Annotated in this window: 17 protein-coding genes; 7 read left to right on the forward strand and 10 right to left on the reverse strand. The window is 54.4% G+C overall.

The window, feature by feature from the left end; translation table 11 throughout:
* The first annotated feature begins 50 nt into the window (after nt 1–50).
* Nucleotides 51–1,892, forward strand: coding sequence for a cache domain-containing sensor histidine kinase (locus tag VK70_RS02280; protein WP_025699673.1), 1,842 nt, complete (start codon nt 51–53; stop codon nt 1,890–1,892).
* Nucleotides 1,889–3,502: a response regulator gene (locus VK70_RS02285; protein WP_025699671.1), complete on the forward strand. Its 1,614-nt coding sequence runs from the start codon at nt 1,889–1,891 to the stop codon at nt 3,500–3,502. Before VK70_RS02280 ends, VK70_RS02285 begins: the two co-directional genes overlap by 4 nt.
* Nucleotides 3,503–4,329: 827 nt before the next feature.
* Here the strand turns inward: VK70_RS02285 and VK70_RS02295 are convergent.
* The 3 genes from VK70_RS02295 to VK70_RS02305 form a co-directional block, all read right to left on the reverse strand.
* A complete protein-coding gene (locus tag VK70_RS02295; protein ID WP_025699668.1) occupies nt 4,330–5,319 on the reverse strand; it encodes an aldo/keto reductase in 990 nt (329 codons plus the stop codon).
* 120 nt (nt 5,320–5,439) lie between these two features.
* Nucleotides 5,440–6,282 carry an AraC family transcriptional regulator gene (locus VK70_RS02300; protein WP_025699666.1) on the reverse strand — a complete coding sequence of 281 codons (843 nt, stop codon included), beginning with the start codon at nt 6,280–6,282 and terminating at the stop codon, nt 5,440–5,442.
* A gap of 285 nt (nt 6,283–6,567) precedes the next feature.
* Nucleotides 6,568–6,879, reverse strand: a complete 312-nt coding sequence (locus tag VK70_RS02305; RefSeq protein WP_025333537.1) for a (2Fe-2S) ferredoxin domain-containing protein — start codon at nt 6,877–6,879, stop codon at nt 6,568–6,570.
* A 338-nt stretch (nt 6,880–7,217) separates the two neighbouring features.
* On the opposite strand from VK70_RS02305, the gene VK70_RS02310 reads away from it, so the two are divergent.
* On the forward strand, nt 7,218–7,913 hold the full coding sequence (locus VK70_RS02310; RefSeq protein WP_025699664.1) for a general stress protein: 696 nt from the start codon (nt 7,218–7,220) through the stop codon (nt 7,911–7,913).
* A gap of 200 nt (nt 7,914–8,113) precedes the next feature.
* Entirely contained in the window at nt 8,114–9,016 is a 903-nt protein-coding gene (locus VK70_RS26235; protein WP_025699663.1) for a GNAT family N-acetyltransferase, read from the forward strand.
* Nucleotides 9,017–9,110: 94 nt separating this feature from the next.
* Here VK70_RS26235 and glpX read toward each other — a convergent pair whose 3' ends face one another.
* The 4 genes from glpX to VK70_RS02335 form a co-directional block, all read right to left on the reverse strand.
* Complete coding sequence (gene glpX, locus VK70_RS02320) at nt 9,111–10,103, reverse strand: class II fructose-bisphosphatase (RefSeq protein WP_025699662.1); 993 nt, start codon at nt 10,101–10,103, stop codon at nt 9,111–9,113.
* 136 nt (nt 10,104–10,239) lie between these two features.
* On the reverse strand, nt 10,240–11,040 hold the full coding sequence (locus tag VK70_RS02325; RefSeq protein WP_025699659.1) for a pyruvate, water dikinase regulatory protein: 801 nt from the start codon (nt 11,038–11,040) through the stop codon (nt 10,240–10,242).
* 18 nt (nt 11,041–11,058) lie between these two features.
* Nucleotides 11,059–11,715, reverse strand: coding sequence for a helix-turn-helix transcriptional regulator (locus VK70_RS02330; protein ID WP_046722747.1), 657 nt, complete (start codon nt 11,713–11,715; stop codon nt 11,059–11,061).
* Nucleotides 11,716–11,906: 191 nt separating this feature from the next.
* Nucleotides 11,907–12,893, reverse strand: coding sequence for a DMT family transporter (locus tag VK70_RS02335; RefSeq protein WP_025699655.1), 987 nt, complete (start codon nt 12,891–12,893; stop codon nt 11,907–11,909).
* Nucleotides 12,894–13,033: 140 nt separating this feature from the next.
* On the opposite strand from VK70_RS02335, the gene VK70_RS02340 reads away from it, so the two are divergent.
* From VK70_RS02340 to VK70_RS02350, 3 genes are all read left to right on the forward strand, one after another.
* Nucleotides 13,034–14,440, forward strand: a complete 1,407-nt coding sequence (locus tag VK70_RS02340) for an aminotransferase-like domain-containing protein (RefSeq protein WP_025699653.1) — start codon at nt 13,034–13,036, stop codon at nt 14,438–14,440.
* A gap of 251 nt (nt 14,441–14,691) precedes the next feature.
* Nucleotides 14,692–17,370, forward strand: a complete 2,679-nt coding sequence (gene ppdK / locus VK70_RS02345; protein ID WP_046722748.1) for a pyruvate, phosphate dikinase — start codon at nt 14,692–14,694, stop codon at nt 17,368–17,370.
* Nucleotides 17,371–17,429: 59 nt separating this feature from the next.
* Nucleotides 17,430–18,254: a pyruvate, water dikinase regulatory protein gene (locus VK70_RS02350; protein ID WP_046724060.1), complete on the forward strand. Its 825-nt coding sequence runs from the start codon at nt 17,430–17,432 to the stop codon at nt 18,252–18,254.
* 86 nt (nt 18,255–18,340) lie between these two features.
* Here the strand turns inward: VK70_RS02350 and VK70_RS02355 are convergent, their stop codons facing one another.
* The 3 genes from VK70_RS02355 to VK70_RS02365 are packed head-to-tail and all read right to left on the reverse strand — an operon-like array spanning nt 18,341 to nt 20,707.
* Nucleotides 18,341–19,747: a nucleoside recognition domain-containing protein gene (locus VK70_RS02355; protein ID WP_046722749.1), complete on the reverse strand. Its 1,407-nt coding sequence runs from the start codon at nt 19,745–19,747 to the stop codon at nt 18,341–18,343.
* On the reverse strand, nt 19,725–20,456 hold the full coding sequence (locus VK70_RS02360) for a FeoB small GTPase domain-containing protein (RefSeq protein WP_046722750.1): 732 nt from the start codon (nt 20,454–20,456) through the stop codon (nt 19,725–19,727). The genes VK70_RS02355 and VK70_RS02360 overlap by 23 nt, the downstream gene beginning before the upstream one ends.
* Nucleotides 20,453–20,707: a FeoA family protein gene (locus VK70_RS02365; RefSeq protein WP_025695822.1), complete on the reverse strand. Its 255-nt coding sequence runs from the start codon at nt 20,705–20,707 to the stop codon at nt 20,453–20,455. Before VK70_RS02365 ends, VK70_RS02360 begins: the two co-directional genes overlap by 4 nt.
* Nucleotides 20,708–20,757: the final 50 nt, after the last annotated feature.

Consider the following 20,757-nt stretch of genomic DNA (forward strand, 5'->3'; position numbering starts at 1 on the left):
ATATTGCGGCTTGGGCAGGCAGGTGGGAGAGCCAAGGAGGAATAAGACACATGTTCAAACACAGCATTCGCAACCGGCTGATGGCGCTCGTGCTGCTGGCCGCCGTCATTCCAGCTGGCGTCTCGGTCATATTCTCGTATCTATACACGAAGCAATCGGTGACCGAGCAGTCCGTAGAACAGAACCGCAAGCTGCTGGCGCTCGGGGCGGCCAACCTGGATAATTATTTTCAGGGAATCAATCAGCGTGCGCTGAGCATATACAGCGGGATCAATGTACAGAGCTCGTTCTATACCTCCATTTTATCAGTCAAGAATCCGAATGCGCTTCCAAAAGGGGCCGTTCAGCCGGATAACCGCAACATCGTGTCCACCCAGTTGTATAATTTCTTCCTGTTAGACCGGAATATTTTTCAGATCCATCTTTATGTAAGGGCTAACAAACAGTCTAACACGCTGCTGCAGGGGCAGTTCCGCAGGGAGTACAATCCCCGGTACACGCCTCTTTCCAATCCGGGCGGACCGGTCCGGCCTTTCGTGGAAGCGACGCATATGGATCATCAATACGGTATAAAGTCGGGATTTCCGAACTATAAAGCGGGAGCGACGCCGGTGTTCAGCGCTCATTATCCCATCTACCGGACGCCCAGCGACGAAGTGATTGCCGATCTGTCGCTCGACTTCCGGCTGACGGAGCTGGAAGCAATAGCCAAGTCGATGTACAACTCCGAAACCGAGCGTCTCTATATTGTGGATGAGCAGGGAAAGGTCCTGTACGCTTCGGGCGGCGAGTGGATCGGCAAGCCGATTGAAGCAGGCTGGAGCAAGCTTCCGCAGGGAGCAAGCAGCGGCCATTTTTCGTGGAATAATAAGGAGTTCAAGGGTATTATTATGTATAGACATATAGACTCGGCTATTTTTAAAGGCAATATTATTAAGCTGGTGCCCTACGAAGACCTGTACAGAGACGCGCGAACCATCAGCCGCATTAATACCGGAATCGGCGTGCTTTTTCTGATTATCGCGGGAATTGCGGGCGTCCTGATCTCCATCGGCTTTACAAGACCGATTAAGAAGCTGATTTCCTATACGCAGAAGGTGCAGATCGGACAGCTGGACGCTTCCGTCGATTTGGTGCGCGTGGATGAATTCGGGCTGCTGGCCCGCAAGATTACCGATATGACCCGTACGATCAACGACTTGATCCTTCAGGAATACCGGCTGGAAATTGCCAATAAGACGAACCAGCTAAAGGTGCTGCAGGCCCAGGTTAATCCGCATTTTTTGTACAATGCGCTGCAATCGATTGCCACCCTGTCCCTGAGGTATAACGCGCCGAAAATATACGATCTCATTTATTCCTTGGGCAGTATGATGCGGTATTCCATGACGACGGACGGGAACCAGGTGACGCTTCAGGACGAGGTTGAGCATGTGCAAAATTATGTGGCTCTACAAAGGGAACGCTTCGGCGAGGAGAATTTGCGGATGGACGTCGACATTGAGGGAAGAGCAAGCGGCATTTTTGTGCCGAAAATGATCCTGCAGCCATTGGTCGAGAACATATTCAAGCACGGTTTCCGCGACGGGATTAAGGATGGAGTGATCACCATTACAGGCAAACTGGATGCGGAAGGTCGGCTGGTCATTAGGGTCCGTGACAACGGCAAAGGCATTCCGGATGAACGTTTAAAAGAAGTAAGAGACTGTCTTGAACGGACGGAGCACAGCGGGGAGGGTGGAATCGGACTCCGCAACGTGCTGGCGAGACTCCGCCTTCAGATCAGCGAAAGATCGCAGCTCCTGCTGCAAACCGGTGAAGATGGAGCGGAAGTTGTATTGATCATACCCCTGGATGATACGGCCTTTAGGAAGGAAGAGGGAGCGGAATGAAAGTACTGATTGTAGACGATGAAAAACATGTGCGCGAAGCCATCCGCTATTTCGTACCCTGGGAAAAATACGGCGTTCGCGACATATACGAAGCCACGAATGGCCAGGAAGCGATGGAAATCATTCTGGAGCAGCAGCCGGCGGTTGTGTTTACAGATATGCGGATGCCGCTCATGGACGGCGCCAAGCTGCTGGAATGGCTGCACCGCTATTCTCCTTACACGAAGACCATCGTAATCAGCGGCTATCAGGATTTCGATTATGTCAAACCGGCTATTGTCTACGGGGGAATCGACTATCTGCTTAAGCCGCTGAACAGCAAGCAGCTGATCGCCGCCGCCGAGCGCGCCTTTCAGAAATGGAAGGAGGAGAAGCTGGAGCGGGAACGGACCTTTCATCAAAATATCCAGCTCAACGTTCTCCGTCCGCTGTACTGGGATAAGACGCTTTCGGATCTGGTTAACGGCACCATCTCCTTTCAGGACCTGGAGGAGGCGCTGTTCGAGGAGCTCGGGCTTCCAAGGAGCGCCAAGCGCTGCCGGACAGCCGTCATTTCACTGCAGTCCTCGGGAGGCCAGCTGCTGCAAAGGTTCCAGGGGGATATTCAGCTGACTTCTTTCGTTCTGGCCAATGTCTGCAATGAAATCGTAAGCTCGCGGAAGCGGGGCTTTGCGTTTCGTTATTGGCATGAAGGCGCGGATGTGGCCGTGCTGTTCTGGGACGTTGTGGATGAGGCGGAGAGCCTGCTGCTAGAGATTAACGAGTCGGTTAAGCGGGCGTACGGCATTCCGCTCGACATCGGGCTAAGCACGGTCCTTCCCTTTCCGGAACGGCTGTGCGCCGCGTTTACGCAGGCGAGACAGGCGCTTGCGGGGCGGAATCTTCTAGAGACTGGAAACCGCATTCATTTGTACCGGAAGGATCTACCCGAAGCGGCGGCGGACGGAGGGGTAAAGACCGCAGAACTGCTGGAGAAGCTTGGACTCTCGCTGCTGTCGGGGGATGCGGAGAAAGCCGTCCGAAGTCTTGAGGAATGGACCGATTCGGTAGCCGGAAGCGGTGTGCTGACCATGAGCGGCCTTAAAGCTTGGGAGGAACGGCTTAAGCATGTGCTGACCAAGTGGCGGCAGGAATGGGCCGGAAGCGAGGAGGCTTTGAGTGATGAGCCGTCCTTCCCGGCGGGGATGGATGAGAGCGGTAACTTCTCTATTGAACGCTGGAGGGAAGGGCTTAAGGCGTATCTGTTAGCAATGGTCGGCGAAAGCAAGCTTTCCCGCACCTCGGACAGCCGAATCATGCGGGAAATCCGGGATTACCTCGATAAGAATTACCAGCAAGAGATTACACTGCAGCATATTGCCGACCGCTTCTTCCTCAGCCGGGAGAACGTCTCGCGTAAGTTCAAGCAGGTTACAGGTGAAAATCTGTCCGACTACTTAACGAATTTGCGGATCGACAAGGCCAAGGAGCTGCTGCAAAATTCGGAGATGCGCCTGTCGCGGATTTCCGAGCTGGTCGGTTATGAAGACGAGAAGTATTTCAGCCGCGTGTTCAAGAAGGCGACGGGGCTGACGCCGCGGGAGTTCAGGAAGCGGGAAGAGGAAGGGTGAAGTTTTTTTAGAAAGTAAAGCTATCAACTTCAGCGATATAAGTGTTGCTTCTAAACTAACGGGCGGGTTGGTTAAAGAGTTTGCGAATACTTTGTGGATGAACTTTTGGTCTTGCTCGCAAAAATGCGCTATACGAAATACCTAAAAGTGAGGTTAAAGGGATGAAGAGTTCAGTAAGAATTGTTCAAATCTGTATACTTGTTATTCTTACTATATTATGTTTTATATTTGGTCGTATAGTGATTGATAGTTACGATGGAGAACTATTTAGCCATTCAGCCGTACCCATAGTATATTCTAGTCTATTTTTTATTTTATTAGTTGGAATAGGAATAACTCTTGGGTTTTTAATAAAGGAGTCAACTTTAGCAAACAAGATTATTATCATATGGCCATGGATACATATTATTAGTATAGTTATTCTTATTATTGTAGGACAACTTTGGAAACTAATTTTGGGGCTTTTAATGTATTCCATTATAGTTCTGCCTATAAGTTTAATTGGTGAGGGGATATCATTAGGGTTCCAGATAAACAGATTATTTTTCCGAAGAGGTCGAGGGTTCGAAATATTTGTGATGGGCTTTATTAATTTATTTATTGTCAGTTATATTTTTTATGAAATGTCTAGGGATTATACCGCAAACCTCTTTATGTAAGTTATTCCGCAAGCAGAACAACGAGAGCTTGATTACTAATTACGGAGTACCAGCGAATAGAATAATACCTCTGTGTATATATTTTTAAAAATACGGCCATGAACCTGCCCCCGCCCGAAGGCAGCCGCAGATACATGGCCGTTTGGTTGTGCCCGCTATTTGGGACAGTTATCCCCGCAATATTTCCTCAATCTTCGCCAGCTCTTCCGCGCTGAGCTCGGGCGCTCTCACTGCGGCGGCGGCGTCTTCGATCTGGCTGACCTTGCTTGCGCCGATCAGCGCCGACGTCACCTTGCCTCCGCGAAGCACCCAGGACAAGGCGAGCTGGGACATTTTCTGTCCGCGTGCCAAGGCCACTTCATTAAGCCGCCGGACCTTGCCTAGCACCTCTTCCGTGAGATCATTCTCGGACAGGAATGCGCTTGGTCCGGCCGCTCGGGAATCGGGCGCGATGCCGTTCAGGTAGCGGTCTGTCAGGATGCCTTTTTGCAGCGGTGAAAAAGCGATCGTACCTACGCCTTCCTCCTCAAGCACATCTTGAAGCCCATCCTCGATCCAGCGGGACAGCATGGAATAATTCGGCTGGTGAATGAGGCATGGGGTGCCGAGCTGCCGCAAAATGCGGATCGCTTCTCGGGCTTCTTCAGCGCGGTAATTAGAAATGCCGACGTACAGCGCCTTACCTTGACGGACGATCAGATCCAGCGCGGCCATCGTCTCCTCAAGCGGAGTATCGGGGTCAGGACGGTGGTGGTAGAAAATATCGACATAATCCAGGCCCATCCGTTTCAGACTCTGATCGAGACTGGCGACGAGATATTTTTTGGAGCCCCATTCTCCGTATGGACCCGGCCACATATAAAACCCGGCTTTGCTGGAGATGATCATTTCGTCCCGGTAGGGAAGAAAATCTTTTTTCAAAATGGCGCCGAAGTTCTCCTCAGCCGAGCCTGGGGGCGGTCCGTAATTGTTCGCAAGATCGAAATGCGTAATGCCCAGATCGAACGCTCTTCGGATCATGGCTCTGCCGTTCTCAAGCGCGTCAATCCCGCCGAAGTTATGCCATAGGCCGAGCGAAATCGCCGGCAGGCGCACGCCGCTGCGTCCGCAGCGGTTATAAACCATGTTCTCGTATCTGTCCGTATTGGCCGTGTACATCGTAGATTGCCCTCCTGCAATGTTTTGGCGTTCACCCTGATTAGGCGAGCTGTTATTGCTACGCTTTCATTGTAGCGGAAACGGAGAGGCAAACGAATGTCAGCAAGGGAGGAATATATATCATAATGTCAGATTCACATGACCTTCCCGGTAGCTCTTGGGCGAGCAGCCTTGGACCTTTTTGAACATCCGCGAGAACAGGAGCGCATCCTCGTAACCGATGGAGCGGGCAATCTCTCCGATGGTGCAGTCGGTTCGGGTGAGCAGTTCGCACGCTTTGGCCATACGGTAGCCCAGCAGGTACTGGCGCGGCGGCATGCCGACAACTTGCTTGAAGAGCGCAGATACATATTTGCGGTTAAGCTGCAGCATTTCGGACATCATTTCCATCGTGATATTCTCGTAGTAATGGGACTCTAAAAAATGCAGGCACTTCTCCACATGCTCGTTCTTGCGTCCTTGCACAGCGGAATCCTCGGCAGACGCAGGGACGGTGCGAAGAAGAACGGCCAGGAATTCGTACAGGATCGCCGTTAATGGCAAGTCGAGTGCGCCGCTGGTCGCGGCTGCCTCTGTCAGCCTGTCATAAAGTCCGTTCATCACCACGCCATCCATGGAAAAAACGGGATATTCGGGCGACAGGGTTGTTCTGGACAGAAGCGGCTTCACCCTTTCTCCCGTGAAGGCGATCCAGGAGTAGTGCCAAGGGTCGCTCTCATCGGCGGCGTAGGAGGCAACGACCCGGGGATAAGTCAGAAAGGCCTGTCCCGGGTACAGGATATGGGATTGTCCTCCCACCCTAACCTTGCCGGTCCCTTTATGGACGAAATGAATTTTATAGTATTCTCTGAAGCCGGGACCGAAGGTATGTCCGGGAGCGCATTGCTCTCGGCCCCAGAATAGGAGATGCAGATCCGGAGAGACACCGAATGGCTGCTCCGCGTTGTAATGAAAGATGGCCATATTTTGCGCTCCTTGCTTAGAAAATTAAGGTATAGCGGTCAAGCGCTTCACCACTTCATTATACCTTAAAGGCAACCGTAAATTGATCAATTGAAGTTAACGCGAATCGCAAGCAGGTCTGGAAGTGCAAGCACCCGCAAATCAAGCCGGTCGCCGTATTTGGGTGACGGAAGGTTTGCGGGTGCTTTTTTGGAATGAATATTTTGCAAAAAATAAAAACCGGCGTTCCAAACGGAGCCGGCGAACAGTTGATGAGACCTATTCTTGTATTCGGGTGCGGAAAGCTTAAGCTTCCATTTTCAGCATAACCAGCTCGTCAACAGGATTGCCCTCGACCAGATGCTCCTTAACGATACGCTGAACATCGTCGGTGGTCACATTGTAGTACCATACTCCGTCCGGATAGACAATGAGAAACGGGCCGTTGCCGCAAAGGCCAAGACAGCTGGTCTTGTTGATCTTAACCGTCTTATTGATCCCTTGTTCAACAAGCTCTTCCTTGAAAGCCTGCATAACCTCTTCTACGTCCTGGTTATTACAGTGCTCACTGCAACAAAACAGCAGATGTTTCTTTAAAACCTTAAGCCGCATGTTCATGGTTTTTCCTCCTTGGTTTGCGTTGCTTTTATTTACACCTTTAGCATGAAGTATAGTCCTTTTGTTATCGTTTGTAAGGAAAAAGGAGTGAGTGTTCCAAAAGATTCAATAATCTGAAAATTATTTCACATATTACGTAATATATAATAACGCGACTATGACTTGTGATGGATTTTTTGACGAATTTTTATCATATTACAGTTTCTTTTCTGTTTAGAAATTATTTTTGAGGATTCTTCTTAGTGGCCGCTGCTTCACCGTTTATTCGCAATTGATTTGGTTAAGTAAGCTATGAGTAATTTAATCTAAAATTTAAATAATTTCAGGAGGTAATCGTTATGAATAAGAGGATTGTGGGCGTCTTTACGAACGAGCACGATGCGTCTAATGCGATCGGGGATTTAAAGAGTCATGGTTTTCGAACAGAGGATATCTCCGTGATTGCGAGAAATAAAGAGGATATGAGGACAATCAGCGAAGAAACGGGAACGAGAGCTATCGGAGGGATGGCTTCAGGAGCGGCGGCGGGCGGCCTGCTCGGCGGAGTCACCGGACTGCTCGCCGGTATTGGCGCGCTGGCAATCCCGGGTATTGGGCCGATCATTGCGGCAGGTCCCATTGCAGCGGCGTTGACCGGTGCGGTTGTGGGCGCCGGAACCGGCGGTTTTGTCGGCGGGCTGATCGGTCTTGGCATTCCGGAGGATGAAGCGGAAACCTACAATTTTCATGTGGATGAAGGTTGTATTCTGGTTATTGTCGATGCGGATACCTCTCAGGAGAACGAAGTCTATGAAATTTTTCGAATGCGGAACTCACGGAACAGCTATCATTATGTAGATAGTGATACGATGCCTGACAGCATGATGACTGACGACTCAATAGTCAATGATCCGATAAATGACAGATGGGCTACGGGGTCTGTTGATAGCGCATTCAATGGATTCGGTCTTACGGGTACAGATGACATGAATAAGGAACGCAAGCAGCGTCCGCACGATAATCTGCCGGTCCTTCATAAAGAAATCGGTGATTGAAGGGCGCGGCAGCGTGACATTTTGACAGCCGAACCGGCCCGCGTGGCAGAAGAGACACATCTATGTATAATAAGTGTTAAGAGACTTTATAAGAGAAACAAAGTGGAGATAGGCCTAAAAAGCGAAGAGCGGTCTCTCGAGCCTGAAAGGGCCCGGAGGGCCGCTCTTGTCTGCGAATGATACATAAGGGGAAGATGAAGTTGAGAATTGAAGCATTGCAGCCTGACCGGCTGGCGGAGTTCGGTGCCTACTGCAAGAAACATAGAAGTGAGATCGATGAGTCGTTTCTGTACGACGAGGATTTGAATGGCTTTCAGCCCGGTCCGGAAAATCCTGCCTACATCGCCGTTAACTCGGAGGGAAAGCTGACAGCGGCTGCTTCACTTATTGTGGATGATTACAACCGGAGAGGACGAAAGGGCCGCTTCAGAATATTTCATTCGGAAACGGAAGACATGAAAGTATTTGAAATGCTGTTAGCGGCTGTGCTTAAGCATACGGAGGGACTGGACAAGTTAAATATTTTTGTGCCATCGGTCAACCCGGAGCTGATGCGGGCTTTGGAGAAGCTGCATTTTGTAGTGGAGCGATATGCCTGCCTGCTCGTAAATGGCTGCCGGGAGACGGCGGCATTCAGCCTGCCGGATGGATATGTAATCCGCCCTTTCCGTCCGGAAAGCGATGCGGAAATTTGGAGCGGAATCCGAAACGCGGGATTCGCCAAGCTTCAGGGCAGCGAAACGCCCGTTACACCTGAGATGGTGCTGAAGATGGCTGCCGGGGAAGATTATATTGACGGCGGAATGATGATCCTGTATGACGGGGACAAGCCTGCGGGCATTGTCAGGGGAAGCGCAGACCAGTATGAAGGTTCGCCGATCATGAATATTGGGCCGCTCGCACTCCTTCCGGAATACCAGGGGAAAGGGCTGGGGAGAATTCTGCTGCGAGCCGCCCTGCAATTTGCCAAGGAAAAAGGCTATACGGGAACCATTCTGTGCGTTAACGCCGAAAATGAGCGGGCAAAGGCATTGTATCTTCAGGAGGGCTTCGAACAAGCCGAATCCGCAATATGCTATAAATTTGAGCTGCTAGGCGTTTAATTTCGGTAAGCAAGCAGGCGGCTGTGCATGAAGAAGACCGTGCCTCTCTACTTGAGAGCGGGCACGGTCTTCGTTTGCTGCAATATGGAATGATTTACAGGGAAGCAACCTTCTTGCCCGCAGTTCCTTGCGGGATGTTCTTGCCAGGAAGGAAATGGATGCTGCGGATGTAGCGGATCGTCCGGCTTTGCGCCCGCATGATGACGGAATGCGTCTCAGCGCGATCCTTGCCGATGAAGCGAACGCCATTCAGGAATTCGCCGGAGGTTACCCCGGTAGCGGCAAAAATCACGTCGCCCGTTCCGACCATATCATCCATGTACAGCACGCGCGTCGGATTGGCAATGCCCATCCGCATGCAGCGCTGTAGCTCGAACGGACCTTGCGGCAGCAGTTGGCCCTGCATTTCGCCGCCAAGGCATTTCAGCGCCGCTGCAGCAAGCACGCCTTCCGGGGCGCCGCCGGAGCCAAGGTACAGGTCGACGCCGCTTTCCGGCAGAGCGGCTGCGATCGCTCCCGCTACATCGCCGTGGCTGAGCAGCTTGATGCGCACCCCTGCCTGGCGGAGGGAGTTAATCAGCCCTGCATGCCGCTCGCGGTCGAGCACCATGACGGTCATCTCGGACAGCGATTTGCCAAGATGATGGGCGGCTTTGGTCAGCGTGATTTCCACCGGGTCCTCAAGGCTGAGCTTGCCCACCAGTTCGGGACCGCAGGCCAGCTTCTCCATGTAGATGTCCGGAGCGTGCAGCAGGCTGCCCTTGTCGGCAATAGCGATGACCGATTGGGCATTTTGCAGCCCGGCGGCGACGACCTCCGTGCCTTCCAGCGGATCGACAGCCACGTCGACGAGCGGTCCGCGTTTGTTGCCGACCTTCTCGCCGATATACAGCATGGGGGCGTCGTCCATTTCGCCTTCGCCAATGACTACGGTCCCGTCGATGGAGACGGAATCGAACATGGAACGAATGGCCGTTGTCGCCGCATCATCGGCGGCATCCTTATCTCCGCGGCCAATCCAGCTTGCCGAAGCCAAAGCACCCAATTCCGTCACCCGTACAATCTCAAGAGCCAATTCGCGTTCCATAGTTAATTCCCTCCATCCATATGATTAATTTCTCTTATTAGCTTCACTTTGTGAGGCGAAAAAAGGGTATCCGGGGTCCCCATAAAGTACTCGGAATCATCACCCGAAGCCATCGCTTCACTTTGTTGGGTTGCTTTTAAATGTAACCCATAATAATTCCGGCAGTTTCCTCGATTGCCTTGTCGGTAATGTCAATGACCGGGCAGCCGAGCCGCTCGAACAGCGCTTCGGCGTAATGGATCTCTTCCTTGATCCGTTCCAAGCTCGCATACTGGGAACCGACCGGAAGTCCCAGCACCTTAAGACGCTCCGACCGGATCTTCAGCATATGCTCCGGCTCCATCGTCAGTCCGATCATCCGCTGGGGCGGTAGCTTGAACAGCTGGCCCGGCGGGCTGATCTCCGGCACGATCGGATAATTGACCACTTTCTTGCCGCGGTGGGCAAGAAAGATGCCAAGCGGCGTCTTCGAGGTGCGCGACATGCCGAGCAGCACGATGTCCGCCTTCAGCATAGCGCCAAGATCCCGGCCGTCGTCACTGGCGACGGTGAATTCAATCGCCTCGATCCGCCGGAAATAGTTCTCATCGAGCTGATGCAGCAAGCCCGGTCTCTGGCGGGGCTCATCATTGAAAGTGTCAATGAATGCCTGCATCATCGGCCCCATGATGTCCACGATGCGCAGGTCCAACCGGACCGCTTCCTCGCGGATCGTCTCCCGCAGCTCCGGCTGCACCAAGGTATAGGCGACAAAGCCGTTATGCTTGGCAGCTTCCTCAAGCAGCTTTCGCAGCTCATCCTCATGTCTTACATTTCCGTACCGTTTGATCGTGACACGCTGATTCTCGAATTGGTGTAAGACGGCCTGAACGACAGCTTCCGCCGTATCCCCTAAAGAATCTGAGCATATCGTAATGAAATGTGAAGGCTCATCCATGCTCTGTTGATTCCTCCGTTATCCTTTAGCTTCGGTATCGAGGAGAAGCTTTACGATGGAAGTCTTGGTCAGCCGTCCTACCACATCCAGCTTTCCAATGGCTTCTTCTCCCTCGCAGGGTACCACTACCGGCAAACTGTCTACCTCATGAAAAATCATTTTGTGCGCGGCGTCCAGCACCGTGTCGTCGGGTTCGACTGTAATGAGCTTGGGCTGGCGTGTCATCACCATGCTGACCGGAATGGATGCGGCTCCGGGATTGCCAAGGGTGACCTTCAGGAAATCCTTGCGGGAGGCGACCCCGGTCAGCTTGCCGTCTTCGTCGCAAATGATAAGTGTGCCGACATCCTGGAGGAACAGCGTAACGACCGCGTCGTGAACCGTTGTCGTCTCCCGGATAATAATGGGCACGCTTTGAATATCCTTGACCTTCGTTTCCTGCAGCAGATAGCCGCTGCCAAGACCTCGGGAAGATTTCCCTCCCGGGAAATAGCCGACCTTCGGCTTCGCGTCGATGTAGTCGAGCATGACCAGCAGCGACAGGTCCGCGCGGATGGTCGGGCGGCTGAGCCGCAAAGCTTCGGCAATCTGCTCGCCGGTGATTGGAGCGTTCTTTTTAACAATGTCGATAATTTGTAGTTGCCGGGAAGTTAGTTCGATTGCAAATCCCTCCACTTTCTTGATGCAAGAAAGCGATCCTTCTGTAGGAAAGGGCCGCCGGAGTGGATGCCCCCTTTCCCCAATACGTCATGTTTGGAAGAATAATCTCTTTCGTTGCTTATATAATACATAATATTAATCATAATTGCAATATATAATACGTCTTATTTCGGATTTTATGTGAAAAATGAGCTATATACCTGCGATTAATCCTCACTATTGATCTTTTTATGCATACGTAAGCCCTGCTCTAAAGCAGCTGTCCCGGCATAACGTCTGTCAACAGACGGACTGGGAATAAATCTGGTGAGCAGCTGCTTCAAGGCTTTCGCGTTGACAAGCATCGTTCCGCTTATGATAGTAATTACACCCAGCAGGGTCATCCATGAAACCGTCTCGCCATAAAAAAGGATGCCCACACCGACAGCGATTGGCGGCGAAATGTAGAGCCAGGTGGACGGGAAGACGGGGTTCGTCTTGGCAACGAGCCAGTAGTACAGGCTGTGACCGACCATGGAACCGATGACCGTCAGATACAGAAAGGACCCGGCAGCCTCCCAGGAGAGAAGAAAGCTGATGCTTGGCCGCTCCGCGAAAAGGGAGAGCAGGAGCATCAGCGCCCCGCCGTAAATCATTTGCGCCGCATTCAGCGCGATGGGATGGACATCCGGGAGGCGGGCGGTGACGGTCCGGGTATATAGGGTGCCCGAAGCATAAGCCCATTCCCCGATCAGAATGACGGCGCAGCCGGCAAGCCAGAGCGGGGAGGCGCTGAGAGACAGACTGGGCAGGACCAGCAGAAGCACGCCTGTAAAGCCGATGAGACAGCCGGCCAGAGACAGGGGGGAAGCTTTTTGCCGAAGCAGGAACGTCTGAAGCAGCAGAATCATGATCGGTCCGGTTGCGGAGAGCACGGCGGCAAGGCCGGAAGAGACGTACTGCTCGGCCCAATACAGAGCGGCGAATGTGCCAAAGGTTAGCCCAAGCCCGGTTAGCGCCGTTTCTTTGCGGAGCAGCAGGGAGAGGGAGGCTTTGCGTTTCCACGACATCCACAGCAGCAGCGCCGCTCCTGCGGCGAAAAACCGCAGTCCTGCGGAGAAAAAGGGAGGGGCTCCGGCATCCACGCCGATTTTAATCGCCAAAAAGGTGGTGCCGAAGATCAGACATACGAGGCTGTAAGCTAAAATAATCATGTTCAATGCTCCTTTGTCGCTTATGTATTTTCATCCCATCATATCGGGCCGGAGACAGAACAGATGAACCTGGACAGAACAGATGGGCGGGAAATGAGGTACAATAATGGCACAGGGATTATACGGGAAGGGATGGAAGGATGAACAAGATATCCGGCAACGAGCAGCATCCGCTATTCCGGCAGGTCTATGAATATATGACCGCCCGGATCGACCGGGGCGAGTGGAGAGTGCATGACAAGCTGCCGTCGGTCCGGCTGCTGGCGGAGGAGCTCCGGATTCACCGGCTGACCGTCTTCAAGGCATACCAGCGGCTGAAAGAGGACGGCAAGGTCTATGTCAGGGACAAGTCGGGCTACTATGTGGCCCCTGCGGCGGCGCTAATCGGATGCGGTGAAGAAGAGACGGCCTTGGGCTACCAGATGTACAACCGGCTCTCGGACATTCAGCGCATGCCGGTCAAATACCAGTTCTCCCAAGCGCTGATTGACCCCAATTTGCTGCCGAATCTGTATTTGTCCGATTATGTCAAAGAGGTGTTCGACCGTTACCCAAAGGTGATGGGCACCTATTCCGGCGTAGAGGGCGATCACGAGCTGCGCGAGTTCTTAAGCGGACATTTCCGCGTGAGCAGACTGCTTCAGGCCGAGCCGGAAGAGCTGCTGATTACTTCGGGCGCCCAGCAGGCGATTAATCTAATTGCCAGCATCATGCTTATGCCGATGGATTGCGTGATGGTGGAGCGGCCGACCTATGGTGTGGCGCTGGATATTTTCCGCCAGCGGGGGGCGCGTCTGCTTACTGTTGATATTACGCCCGGCGGCTACGATCTGGACGAGATTGAGGGGCTGATGGAGCGGTACAGGCCCCGGCTCTTCTACATCAATCCCACGCATCATAATCCGACCGGGTATACTATTCCCGTATGGCAGCGCAAGCGGCTTGTCGAGCTGGCCGAGCGCTACCGCTGCCTGCTCGTCGAGGACGACCCTTTCCGCGATATGTATTTCACCGCCGAACCGCCGCCGCCGATTTTTTCTTATGATACGGAAGGCTGGGTCGTGTACCTCGGCAGCTTCAGCAAATACGTGGCGCCGGGCCTGCGCATTTGCGCCGTTATTTGCAGGTTTCCATTGATGGATAAGCTGATTGCGGCGAAGTTCATGGCGGATAACGGGACGCCGCTGCTGAACCAGAAAATCTTTCTGCATTACTTTACTTCCCCGCGCCTGCAGGGGCATCTGGCCAAGCTCCGCATCGCCCTGCAGGTGCACAAGGAGATAGCGGAGCGTGAGCTGGCGGGAACCGGATGCAGTTGGACGGCTCCTCAGGGCGGTCTGAACCTCTGGGTGAACCTGCCGGAGCATATTCCGCCCGAAACTCTGTTCCGCAAAAGCATGGAGCAGTCGATTGTGTTCGTACCCGGCGAGATCTGCGATCCGCTGGGAGAAATGAAGTCGTGGATTCGCCTCAGCTATTCGTTTACCCCGGAAGATGTCCTGCATGAAGGGATGGGCAAGCTTGCGGAATTGATGCGGAGTCTTTAAGCAATCATAGGTCATACATGCATGTTCTCGTATACGGCAGGCATTCCGGAGATATTTTTCTCGCGGGATGCCTGTTTTTGTGTAAAGCAGTTTGAATAAATGTGACATATATAAATTAATCGATTAAATAGTACGTCATATATATTGCCAAATACCGGCATTCATGCTACAACATTAAGTAAGCGCTACTCCTATTTCACAGTCTGGCGGGCAGTTTTGTACCCTACTTTCAATTACGGAGGGATTGTTCAATGCTGAAACGCGTGTACCGGTTTGAAGAAGGAAATGCGGAGATGAAGAATCTGCTGGGCGGAAAAGGAGCGAATCTCGCGGAAATGACGGCTCTCAGCCTGCCGATTCCCCCGGGATTTACGGTAACTACGGAAGCTTGCCAGGCCTATTACGCGGCTGGAGGAAAAATGCCGGAAGGGCTGATGCAGGAGATTCATCACGCGCTGAGCGGTCTGGAAACGGCAAAATCTGCGGAATTCGGAGGTGTGGGCCGGCCGCTGCTCGTATCCGTGCGTTCAGGGTCGGTAACTTCCATGCCGGGCATGATGGACACGATTCTGAACCTCGGCCTTAATGACGAAACGGTCAAGGGACTTGCGGAGCAGACGGGCAACGAAAGATTCGCCTATGATTGCTACCGGAGATTTATCCAGATGTTCGGAGATGTGGTACTTGGCATTCACTCGATTTATTTCGAACGGCTGATTGAACAAGCCAGAAAGGAAAATGGGCGATCTTGCGATCAGGAGATCAGCGCGGGTGAGTGGAAGGAGCTTATCGCGAAGTACAAATGGATTGTTGAGGATCGGACCGGGCAGCCGTTTCCGCAGGATGTAAGCGTTCAACTGAAGCTGGCGGTGGAAGCCGTGTTCCAAAGCTGGAATAACATGAGAGCCAAGGTATACCGGAAAGCGTACGGGATCCCGGATGAGCAGGGAACGGCGGTCAATATCCAGGCGATGGTATTCGGCAATCTCGGAACCGGCAGCGGAACCGGCGTATTGTTTACCCGAAATCCCTCTACGGGAGAACGGGAACTGTACGGTGAATATTTGGCGGACGCCCAAGGCGAAGACGTGGTAGCCGGAGTGCGTACTCCGAGGCCTGTCAGCGAGCTGCACGAGGAACTGCCACTTGTGTATGAACAGCTTTCGGCTGCCGCCGGGCTTCTGGAAATTCATTACCGGGATATGCAGGATATCGAGTTCACCGTCGAGAACGGCAGCCTGTACCTGTTACAGACCCGGAGCGGCAAACGGACGGCCCAGGCCTCTATCAAGATCGCCGTGGATTTGACGAAGGAGGGTATCCTCTCGAAAGAGGAAGCCGTCAGCCGGATCGAGCCGGGACATCTGGATCAGCTCCTGCACCGCTCCATTGCTATCCCGCCGGAGCTTGCGCCGATTGCCAAAGGTCTGCCGGCCTCCCCGGGAGCGGCCGTCGGCTTGATCGCACTGGATGCGGACACCGCCGAGCAGTGGGCCAAGGACGGCCGCAAGGTTGTGCTGGTCAGTACGGAGACCTCTCCGGATGATATTCACGGTATTTTGGCGGCGGAAGGCGTACTGACGAGCCGGGGCGGCATGACCAGCCATGCCGCGGTTGTGGCGAGAGGCATGGGCAAGCCGTGCGTGTGCGGCTGCGAAGCGCTGAGCATCGACCATGCAGGCCGCTGCGTACGCATTGGAGAGCTTACCCTGGCGGAAGGCGAGGAAATATCGCTGGACGCTTCCGGCGGACAGGTGTTCCAGGGAGGGCTGTCGCTCAGCGATCCGGAAATTACATCAGAGCTGCTTGCGCTGCTGGACTATGCGGACGAGATCCGCAGGCTTCGCATCTATGCGAACGCAGATACACCGAATGATGCCCGGAAGGCGCGGGAATTCGGCGCGGAGGGGATCGGGCTGTGCCGGACGGAGCATATGTTTTTCTTGGGAAGCCGCCTTCCCATTGTCCAGTCGATGATTCTCGCTGGCGGCAGAGAGGAACGGATGCTCTATCTGGACCGGTTGCTGCCGATGCAGCAGGCCGACTTTGAAGATATGTTCGGGGCGATGGACGGCCTTCCGGTAACGATCCGGCTGCTGGACCCGCCGCTGCATGAGTTTTTGCCGAACCCGGATCAGCTTCGGGATCAGTGCCGCAAGCTTGAGGAGACCGGGGAGAACGGTGAAGAAGTCCGGAAGCTGAAAGCTATGATCTCCAAAGTGAATGAACTGCGGGAGGTCAACCCGATGCTCGGCCTGAGAGGCGTTAGACTGGGCATTTTGTTTCCGGAAATTTATGAAATGCAGATCGAGGCGATCTTTAAGGCCGCTCAATCGGCGCTCCGCCGGGGAGTGGATGTGCGCCCGGAAATTATGATTCCGCTTGTCGGGCATCCGGATGAGCTGAAACGCATGAGAGCGCTGGTCGACGATATCGGGGGTCAGGTGCTCAGCGAGGAGTTCAGAGGGCTCAAATACCGGGTGGGGACGATGATTGAAGTGCCCAGAGCCGCGCTGCTGGCGGATACCATTGCGCAGCATGCCGATTTCTTTTCCTTCGGCACGAACGATTTGACCCAGATGACCTTCGGATACAGTCGCGACGATGCGGAAGGGAAATTCCTGAATTCCTATCTGGACGGGAATATCCTCAAGGACAATCCGTTCCAGGTTCTGGACCAGGACGGCGTCGGCCAATTGATAGAGTGGGCCGTTACCCGGGGTAAGGCGGTGAAGCCGTTCCTGAAGACGGGAATATGCGGCGAGCATGGCGGCGACCGGGAATCGATTTCTTTCTGCCACCGCACGGGGCTCGAATATGTCAGCTGCTCCCCTTACCGCATTCCGTTCGCCCGCATAGCGGCGGCGCAGGCCGCTCTCCTTGACAGAGCGGAGAGACTGCAGAGTCCGGCCGAGAAGCAGCTCGTCTAAGCGGGGCGAAGAGTTGTTCGAAGAGGGGGATTACAATGGACAATCGCAGCAGCCCTAGCATGATAGATACCGAATGGGAGGAGGCGGAACACGGCCGCTGGATCGTCATCTGCTCGGACGCCGTAGGGGAAACGGCCGAGGCCGTTGTGAGCGCGGCCTTGCGCCAGTTTGAGGCCCGGCCCGCCCGGATCAAACGCTTCAGCCATATTGCCGGCGGGAGGGAAATCCGCGAGGCGGTGCAGGAAGCCGCCGAGCGGCGGACGTTTGTTGCCTATACCTTTGCGCAGCCGGAGCTGACCGAAATGATGATCGGCGAAGCCGCCGCTCACGGCGTGAGGGCCGTGGACATCATGGGTCCCGTCATTTCGGCGATCTCGGGTACCTTCCACAATCCGCCCCTTGCGCGGTCCGGGCTGGAAGGCCGATTGAATGAAGCGTATTTTCGCCGGGTTGAGGCTATGGAGTTTGCGGTCAAATACGACGACGGCCGGGATTCGCGGGGAATCGGCCTGGCCGAAATCGTGCTGATCGGCGTCTCCCGCACCTCGAAGACCCCGCTTAGCATTTACTTGGCCCATAAGGGTTACAAGGTGGCAAACTATCCCTTGACGCCCGAGGTTCAGGCTCCCCAGGAGCTGTTTCAGATTCCGAGCCGCCGTATTTTCGGGTTGACGATGGAACTGGAGGCCATTCTTAAGATTCGAACCGAACGGCTGAGATCGCTTGGGCTGCACGCGGACGCGGACTACGCAGCCGCCCACCGCGTAGTGGAGGAGTTCACTTACGCCGAGGAACTGATGAGGCGGATCGGCTGCAAGGTGATCGACGTGTCCGATAAATCCATCGAGGAGACCGCGGGTTTGATTATCGACTGCATACGATAGAACGAAAGCAAGGGACGCTCCCGGCTGCGCATGATGCGCAGGGGAGCGGCCCTTGGCGTCTGAAGTCTTTAAGCCTCCTTCAAGTCCTACACCCACCCGAAGGCGTACGCCGCCTGCGCCACCGCGAAGGTTACGGCGATTGCGATGCCGAGCGGGATGACGGCCGACAGGACGGCCCATTTCACGCTTTTCGTCTCCTTGTAGATGTTAACCAGCGTCGTGCCGCAGGGATAATGCAGCAGCGAGAACAGCATCATGTTAAGCGCCGTCAGCCACGTCCAGCCGTGCTGGAGAAAGATATCCTTGATATTGCCAAGGCTGTCGACGTCGACCATCGCTCCCGACGACATGTAGCCCATCATCAGGATTGGCAGCACAATTTCGTTCGCGGGCAGGCCGAGGATGAAGGCCATAATGATATAGCCGTCCAGTCCGAGCAGATGCGCGAAGGGATCGAAGAAGGACGCCATATGGTTCAGAACGCTGTCCCCTCCCACGACAATATTGCCGAGTATCCAGGTGGCGATCCCGGCCGGGGCGGCGATGACGATAGCCCGCGTCAGCACATTCAGGGACTTATCCTTGGAAGAAACGAGGATCGTCTTCCAGACCTGCGGCTTCCGGTACGGCGGCAGCTCCAGCGTGTAATGCGTCGGCACGCCGCGCAGCGCCGTCTTGGACAGGACCCAGGAGACGGTTAGCGTAACCACAATACCCAGCAGCACAAGCCCCATGAGGATGCCCGCGGTGGACAGCGATTTCAGCGCTCCGGTCGTCGCGGCTCCCGCCATGAACAGGGATGCCAGCAGGATCAGCGTCGGCCACCGGCCGTTGCAGGGCACGAAGTTATTCGTCAAAATCGCCAGCATCCGCTCGCGCGGCGACTCGATGATCCGCGTGGAGAGGATGGCGGCGGCGTTGCAGCCGAAGCCCATCGACATGGTCAGGGCCTGCTTGCCGTGTCCGCCCGACTTCTTGAACAGGCGGTCCATGTTGAAGGCGACACGCGGGAGATAGCCGAAGTTCTCAAGCAGGGCGAAGACGGGGAAGAAGATCGCCATCGGCGGCAGCATGACGCTGATGACCCAGGATGTTCCCCGGTATAAGCCGAGCACGAGCACGCCGTGCAGCCACGCCGGAGCGCCCACCGCCTGGAATCCGGCGGTCAGATAGCCTTCGATGAAGCCGAACAGGGAGGCGAGCCAGCCGGAAGGGTAGTTCGCTCCGGCGATCGTAATCCAGAATACGGCGCCGAGTATGGCGAGCATGATCGGGAAGCCCCAAATTTTGGAGGTTACGATCTGATCCAGCTTATGCGTGCTTTTTAATTTGCTGCGGTCGCGGTAGGTGACAGCCTCCCGGCAGATGCTTGCGGAGACGGCATAAATCCCGCCGACGATGTCGTCCCGAATGCCGCCGCTGGTCAGCTTCCCGGCGGAAGCAATCAGGGAATCCAGCGCGCTGCTTCCATTAATGGCATGCTGTTGCTCCATGGCCGGACACCTCCTTCGGGACGCTAACCCTTATTCCCAAGCTTGCCTTGCGGAGGGAGGCCAGCAGGCTCTCATCTCCGTCCAGCAGCCGCAGCGCAATCCACCGGGCGGGGTAATCGCCGCCTACAGCCTGCTCCACGAGCGGCAGGAGCTCGGCGATGCCGCGTTCAATTTCCTCACTGTACTGAATCCGCAGGGGCTCTGCGACGAAGGTTCCTTCCGCAACCCGTTCCACCTGATTCAGCAGCTCCTTGATTCCGGTTCGGTTTCTGGCCGAAATGGCGATGACCGGTACGCCAAGGCGCTCCGAGATGGCCTTCAGGTCTATGTCGATGCCAAGCCTGCGCGCCTCGTCGATCAGGTTGATGCAGATTGCGGCACGGCCGGTAATCTCCAGCACCTGCAGGGCTAGATTCAGGTTCCGCTCCAGCGAGGTTGCGTCCAGTACGACTAGCGTCACGTCCGGCTGCTCAAAAATGATATAATCGCGAGCCGCCTCTTCATCGACCGAGTTGGAGTACAAGGAGTAGGTGCCCGGAAGATCGACGGCGCGGTATTCCTTGCCGTTATGCGTAAATGTTCCTTCGGCGGTAACGACCGTCTTGCCTGCCCAGTTGCCGGTGTGCTGCCGCATTCCGGTCAGCAGATTGAACAGCGTGCTTTTTCCCGTATTCGGGTTGCCCGCAAAGGCCACGGTGTAAGGCTTCATCGCCCATTCCCTCCAATCGGATTTCCAAAAATAAGAGAGCTTTCTTCTCTGCGCAGCGCAATCGTCGTATTGCTTACACGAAATGCGGTCGGGTCCCCGAGAGGGCTGCGGCGCAGCACTTCAACCGTATTGCCGGGAACAAAACCCAGATCCAGCAGTCTTCTTCTCATAACGCCCTGCACACTCATGCCGCTGATTTCAAGGACGCTTCCTTTGGCAGCTTCGGATAACGGAATACCGGTTACGGTCATAACGGTCACCCTTTCTTTTGATGTCAAAAACATCCGACTGTTGAGCTGTT

This window comes from Paenibacillus durus ATCC 35681, from assembly GCF_000993825.1.
In the GTDB taxonomy this organism is placed as follows: domain Bacteria; phylum Bacillota; class Bacilli; order Paenibacillales; family Paenibacillaceae; genus Paenibacillus_AQ; species Paenibacillus_AQ durus_B.